This is a genomic window from Caldalkalibacillus thermarum, assembly GCF_014644735.1.
GTDB lineage: Bacteria > Bacillota > Bacilli > Caldalkalibacillales > Caldalkalibacillaceae > Caldalkalibacillus > Caldalkalibacillus thermarum.
This window is the reverse complement of record NZ_BMKZ01000075.1, coordinates 1-5,097: the sequence shown is the minus strand read 5'-3', so window position 1 is coordinate 5,097 and position 5,097 is coordinate 1. Positions and strand designations below refer to the sequence as shown.

The window sequence follows — 5,097 nt, the reverse complement described above, 5'->3', positions numbered from 1 at the left end:
CTCCCTTTCCACACAGGAGACTGAATATTCAGTCTCCTGTGTGGAGAAAATCAGTCCCCTATCAATTCAAATCCATTTCAGAGAAACCCTACCCCATTTACATTACACAAAATTCTTGACGGTACCATCAATTCTTTTCACATAAGATATACAAAACATAAAATTTGCTCTTTTCTCCTGATCATTTCATGTTAAAATAAGCTTTAAAATCATTGTTGAACAAGGAGGGGGTTGCACCATGCCCATTAATATCCCTGATAACCTGCCAGCCAAAGAGATTCTGCAAAAAGAAAATATATTTGTTATGGGCGAAAAACGGGCCTATCATCAAGATATCCGCCCGTTAAACATATTAATCCTCAATCTGATGCCTGAAAAAGAAAAAACAGAAACACAGTTGTTGCGCCTGTTAGGCAACACGCCCTTGCAGGTGAATATCACGCTGTTGCGTCCCATCACCCATACGTCCAAAACCACACCGAAATCCCACCTGGAACAGTTCTATAAAACATTTGATGAGGTAAAAGCACGCAAATTTGATGGATTTATTATTACCGGTGCACCTGTGGAACACCTGCCCTTTGCGGATGTGAATTACTGGAAAGAACTGCAAACCATTATGGACTGGTCTACGGTGAACGTCACCTCCACCCTCCACATTTGCTGGGGGGCACAGGCCGGCTTATACCATCACTATGGTATTCTTAAACATCCGCTGCCGCGGAAGCTGTTCGGTGTTTTCACCCATAAAACCTTAAAGGAAGGCATTAAGTTGCTGCGCGGATTTGATGAGGAGTTCTTGGTCCCCCATTCCCGCTATACCGAAACACGTCTGGAAGATGTGGAAAAAGTACCCGAGCTGGATGTATTAGCCCTTTCAGAAGAGGCCGGTGTTTATCTGGTCGCCTCCAAGGATGGCAGACAAATTTTCATTACTGGCCATCCTGAATATGACGCCCGCACCTTGGATGATGAATACCGGCGGGACTTGGCCAAGGGACTTGATATTCATCCTCCTCAACATTATTATCCCAATGATGATCCTCACCTTGCTCCGCCCAACAAGTGGCGCTCACATGCCCATTTATTGTTTGCCAATTGGCTCAATTATTATGTTTATCAAGAAACACCCTATGATTGGTTCTAATCCTAAAAAAGACCTGCCAGCAATCAGCGGCAGGTCTTACTTTATACCATATGTTGACAATCTGACCGCCAAGGTGTACGCTATCCGGGAACCCTTCCAGTATTAAGGAGGACGAGGGAATGTTTGCCTTAAAAAATGTTCGTTACAAGGACATTTTACATATTCACGAGCTTACGATCCCGGCTCAGCAGGTGACGTGCATTATAGGGGAGAGCGGCAGTGGCAAGTCCACCCTGTTTAAACTGTTAAATCACCTGCTCAGTGCTGATGCTGGGCAAATTATATACAAAGGCAAGCCGGTCGAACTCTGGGACCCTGTCCGCTTAAGGCGGGAAGTGATCATGGTGCCGCAAGATCCCGTTGTGTTCAGGGATACAGTCAGAGAAGATTTACTGGCCGGCTTAGAATTTACAGAGCAACCGCCAGCCACTGACGACACACTCCAACACATGCTGGAACTTGTTCACTTGCCCAAACAACTTGATGATGAGGTGTTTAACCTGTCCGGTGGAGAAAAGCAGCGCCTCTCCCTGGCCCGGGTCCTGTTAATCAATCCAGAAGTGTTTTTGCTGGATGAGCCCACCTCAGCGTTGGATGAAAAGACGGAGGACATGGTGATGAGCCATATCGTGGATTATGTGAAGTCACAGGGCAAAACCCTGGCAATGATTACCCACTCCAAACGGGTAGCAGAACAATATGCTGACCGCCTGCTGGAACTTAAAAACGGGGATGTGACGATTATAAAGGAGTGAAGCTCGGATGGACACGATTGAACTCGGTTTTTGGCAGCTAGCTTGCGCCTATGTTTTTGTGTTGATCCTTTTAATCATATTCAGATTTAAAAAAATTGAACGGGAAAAAGAGCTGCTCATCTCTGTGATAAGGATGACGTTGCAGCTGATTTTGGTAGGCTACATCTTGACCTTTATCTTTGAAGCACAACGGATGGTCTACGCCATTTTGGCCCTGTTCATCATGCTGACCTTTGCGATTTTCAACATTTTCCAACGGGTACAGAAGCCCCTCAGCCTGCGATTAAAACAAATCATTGCCCTGTCCATGATGACTGGCACATTGCTCAGCATCTTCTACTTCATTCTTGTTGTGGTGCAGGTTGCCCCCTGGTATGAACCCCGTTACTTCATTCCCTTGGCCGGAATGATGATCGGCAACTCCATGACAGGTATCACCCTTGGTGTGGAGCGGTTAGTTGAAGGAATGAAAACACAACGGCAGCAGATTGAAGCGGCCCTGATGCTGGGCGCCACTCCCCAGATGGCCAGCAATCCGGTTATTAAACATGCGTTTAACTCTGCCATTTTACCTACGATCAACTCTATGGTGGGGATGGGCATTGTCTTTTTGCCAGGCATGATGACGGGACAAATATTGGCCGGAGCTTCCCCGTTAACGGCTGTGCAGTACCAAATTGCCATTATGCTTGGGATCTCCGGCTGCGTGGCTTTAACCGTGATCCTCTTTGTTCAACTGGGCTACAAAACGTTTTTTAACCAGCGTCACCAACTCTTGCGCCAGGACGAACCAAAGAATGAAAGCCAAGTCAAAGCGAATAAAACAGCATGATTGGCCAGCCCCTGAACCAGTCCGATAATGCCGCCTAATAGCGTTCCCAAATAGGTGATCATGTTCAGTTCGCTGTGGAGCCGCATAAGCTTGACACCGTTCTGTCAAACGCTGGATACCCAACAGGTCTTTAGCCAGCGTTTCCACATCTTCCCCGAGAAGCATTAGTATTTCTTTCACCATCGCTGCAATCCTTTCTGCTGCATGCTATGCTTTGCGACGACGCCAACGGTAAAGAATCGCATAAACCGGAATCCCCACCAGGGCCACAGCAAACAAGTAGGGCAACACCGTGACAAATAAGATAACTCCCCTCTGAGCCAATCGTCCAATGGCGTTCACAGACTGCGTGACATACTCCCACCACCTACGCTAACGCTTAGAGGTGGGGGCTTCTCGGGTAATCCCATCTCATGATGGGAAGTTGACCGAGCGATCCCCGTGTGCCCCACGGTTCGAGGTCCAGTCAGGCAGTCCCTAACTGTTTCAGACCTTCCTTTTTGATATTGATGGCGGCGTTGGTGTCTCGGTCTGCCACAAAACCGCATGCACAACGGAACTGGCGTTCTGTGAGAGACAGAGATGCCTTCACCCGTCCACAATGTGAACACGTTTTGGATGAGGGGAACCATTTGTCGATTTTGATCAGCTTCTTTCCCTGTTCTGCTAACTTGTATTGAAGGAAAGTAGTGAACAGGCCCCAGCCGTTGTCATGAACGCTTTGACCGAAATGGAGGGCTCGGGCCAGTTTTTCCAAAGCTTGCCGATAAAATTGAGGATAATTGGCGCTCTTACCCTCGCTATCGACATACAGCGTATTCATGGAAAAATCGAGCCCAACAACGTTTTCTATTTCTTTTGGCACCGGTTGGTGTTCATACTCAGTCAGAATGGAGATGAAGTATTTTCCTGTTTTCGTTTTCGTGATCGTACAGGACTTGATCATGTGGTGTGGCGGTATGTCACGGTGTTGTTTGATCTTGATCCATTTCAGTTTGGGTAGCTTGATATAGCCATCGGCAAGCTTCATGTTGCCATTGACTATGTTTGTGGTATACGACTGTTTGGCCTTGCGGCTTTTGAACTTGGGAAATCCCGCCCGGCCAGAGAAGAAGTTGGTGAATGCTTTTTGCAAGTTTAATTGAGCGTTTGCCAGGGCAAGGCTATCGACTTCTTTAAGCCACGGAAAATCTTTTTTGTACTTGGCCGGAGTGGGAAATGTGTGCTGTTTCAAAGCTTCTTTGTCGTCTTTGAACGTGTCATAGATGTGTTGACGTTCCTCAAGCATTTTNACGGAATTTGTAGGCTTTGTTGGCCATATCCGCATCACCTGCCCACAATACGAACGTTTGTTTGATTTTATTTTACCACACTCATCATATTGAGGCTACATCAAACCGACATTCATCTCCCACTTTCGCTTCGCTTAGAAGTGGGAGACTTCTGTCGGAGGTAAGTTAAAAAACGGTTTGGCTGCCTGGCGCAGATCGTTACCCCCAGCACTGAGGGTGATCAAGTGTGCTTTTCTGACGGCTTGCTGCAGGTGGGGACGTGACAGCATATGAAGAATATCTTCAGAAGAAGCTCCGTTTTTCGCAAACACTTGAACCTGTATCTTCCTTTTCAAAGCACGCTCAGCCTTTTGCTTGTACAGCTGGACAAAACCGGGTTTAAGCAACGTGCCGATGCCTGCCGTTAATGAATCTCCCACAGCGACATATAAGAGCGAATGACGATGGTCTGTACTCACTTGGGATGTCCCTGTCTCCTTTCTGCTGTATCAGGAAGGGCTATGTATGATTGTTATATTCAATAGACGGACAGATTGACTCATAAAATGGAGAAAATGGGAGCAGGGAATCGAGTAGGAGGGGGTGATTAACCCCCGTCTCCGGGTAGAGAGGCCACCCAATTGGTGGCCCGAACCCCCACAGAACCCGGCGTGCAGATTTCCCGCACCGGGCTCTTCAGAAATGGATTCACAGTATGACGTACAATTTCAATTCCTTATAAGGGATTGAAATTCTCGGACGCACAATAGGAAACCAGGATTTGATTTGGGCATATCTCTCCCATGTCACATAACCTTTCCTGCTACGGCTGCATAACATCTTGTGCCAATATTTATCTGTTGCTTGGTACACCTTGTAGAGTGACTTTAAATTTCCTGCCATTCCATAATAATTGTAGTGCCCTCGCAACATCTGATTAATCTTCTCAACCTGCTCAGGAATAGGCCAATGGCGAATCAAACGCAATGTTGTCTGTATTTTACCAATGCTCCGCCTGAGACGTTTCTTTTCCGTCTTTCGTCCCACCATGAAGTTTCCTTTCCTGTTTCGCGTACAAAAGTGTGTAAAACC

At 46.9% G+C, this 5,097-nt stretch carries 5 protein-coding genes and 2 pseudogenes; 3 read left to right on the top strand and 4 right to left on the bottom strand.

Annotation, left to right across the window (positions count from 1 at the left end; genetic code table 11):
- Positions 1 to 238 precede the first annotated feature (238 nt).
- From metA to IEW48_RS16030, 3 genes are all read left to right on the top strand, one after another.
- Positions 239 to 1,147, top strand: a complete 909-nt coding sequence (metA, locus tag IEW48_RS16040) for a homoserine O-acetyltransferase MetA (RefSeq protein ID WP_188624636.1) — start codon at positions 239 to 241, stop codon at positions 1,145 to 1,147.
- Positions 1,148 to 1,266: 119 nt separating this feature from the next.
- Positions 1,267 to 1,902: an ABC transporter ATP-binding protein gene (locus tag IEW48_RS16035; RefSeq protein WP_188624635.1), complete on the top strand. Its 636-nt coding sequence runs from the start codon at positions 1,267 to 1,269 to the stop codon at positions 1,900 to 1,902.
- 7 nt (positions 1,903 to 1,909) lie between these two features.
- Positions 1,910 to 2,734, top strand: a complete 825-nt coding sequence (locus IEW48_RS16030) for an ABC transporter permease (protein WP_188624634.1) — start codon at positions 1,910 to 1,912, stop codon at positions 2,732 to 2,734.
- A 207-nt stretch (positions 2,735 to 2,941) separates the two neighbouring features.
- Here the strand turns inward: IEW48_RS16030 and IEW48_RS17485 are convergent, their stop codons facing one another.
- From IEW48_RS17485 to IEW48_RS16015, 4 genes and pseudogenes are all read right to left on the bottom strand, one after another.
- Entirely contained in the window at positions 2,942 to 3,076 is a 135-nt protein-coding gene (locus IEW48_RS17485) for a hypothetical protein (protein WP_268236585.1), read from the bottom strand.
- 124 nt (positions 3,077 to 3,200) lie between these two features.
- Positions 3,201 to 4,025 (bottom strand): annotated as a pseudogene (locus tag IEW48_RS16025) (RNA-guided endonuclease InsQ/TnpB family protein); the annotation flags it as partial.
- 135 nt (positions 4,026 to 4,160) lie between these two features.
- Positions 4,161 to 4,484: a GDSL-type esterase/lipase family protein gene (locus tag IEW48_RS16020; protein ID WP_188624633.1), complete on the bottom strand. Its 324-nt coding sequence runs from the start codon at positions 4,482 to 4,484 to the stop codon at positions 4,161 to 4,163.
- Between the two features lie 229 nt (positions 4,485 to 4,713).
- Positions 4,714 to 5,097, bottom strand: a pseudogene (locus IEW48_RS16015) (group II intron reverse transcriptase/maturase); the annotation flags it as partial.

What these genes read in the sequence shown, in the direction of transcription:
- metA (WP_188624636.1), top strand. Translation starts at nt 239, where the DNA reads ATGCCCATTAATATCCCTGATAACCTGCCAGCCAAAGAGATTCTGCAA.
- IEW48_RS16035 (WP_188624635.1), top strand. Translation starts at nt 1,267, where the DNA reads ATGTTTGCCTTAAAAAATGTTCGTTACAAGGACATTTTACATATTCAC.
- IEW48_RS16030 (WP_188624634.1), top strand. Translation starts at nt 1,910, where the DNA reads ATGGACACGATTGAACTCGGTTTTTGGCAGCTAGCTTGCGCCTATGTT.